At 69.2% G+C, this 837-nt stretch carries 1 protein-coding gene; it reads right to left on the bottom strand.

The genetic code is table 11. The features are described from left to right. Positions 1 to 837: SulP family inorganic anion transporter (locus J0A65_RS24435; protein ID WP_269814708.1), on the bottom strand; the 837-nt coding region annotated here is incomplete at both ends.

Raw genomic sequence — 837 nt, 5'->3', positions numbered from 1 at the left:
CAGGCCGACGCCGATGAGGATGCCGGCTTCGACACCGATCAGCAGCACGCCGAACAGGGTCGCGGCCTGCGCTGCGCCATCCTGGCGCGAGTAACGCCAGGTATGGCGCAGCGATCGCAGGTCCACCAGGCTGAGTACCGCGACGATGATGGTGGCTGCCAGCACCGCTTGTGGCAGGTCGTGCAGCAGGGGCGTCAGCAGCATCACGCTGACGCCGATGCCGATGGCGGTGAACACGCCGGCCATGGGGGTTTGCGCCCCGGCATCGTAATTGACCACCGAGCGAGCGAAGCCGCCGGTGACGGGAAAGCCGCCGCTGAAGGCTGCGGAAAGGTTCGCCGCTCCCAGGCCGAGCAACTCGTTGTCCGGCTGGATGCGCTGGCGGCGTTTCGCCGCCAGCGTCTGGCCGACGGAGACCGACTCGACGAAGCCCACCAGGCTGATCAGCAGCGCGGCCGGCAGCAGTTGCACGGCCAGCTCCAGGTTCAGCGTCGGCAGTGTCAGGCCGGGTAGGCCCTGGGGCACGCTGCCGACGACCTTGACCCCGGCCTGCTGCAGGTGCAGCAGGCTGACCGCGATGATCGCGACGACGATGGCCAGCACCGGCCCGGCCTTGGCCAGGTTGCCGGCCAGCTGCGCCGACAGCCCGAGGCGTTGCAGCGTCTGTTTGAGGTAGCCCCTGGCCCATCCCAGCCAGGCAAGGCTGAGCAGGCCGATGATCAGGGTGGGCCAGTGCGTCTGTGGCAGTGCCTGCAGCAGCTCTGGCAGCAGGTGCAGCAGGTTCTCGCCGGAGGCGGAGACGCCCAGCAGGTGCTTGAGCTGGCCGACGGCGATGAG

The sequence above is a fragment of the Bowmanella yangjiangensis genome (genome assembly GCF_017255015.1).
Taxonomy (GTDB): Bacteria; Pseudomonadota; Gammaproteobacteria; order Enterobacterales; family Alteromonadaceae; genus Bowmanella; species Bowmanella yangjiangensis.
The sequence above is the reverse complement of the archived record's forward strand: the minus strand, read 5'-3'. Positions and strand labels throughout refer to the sequence as shown.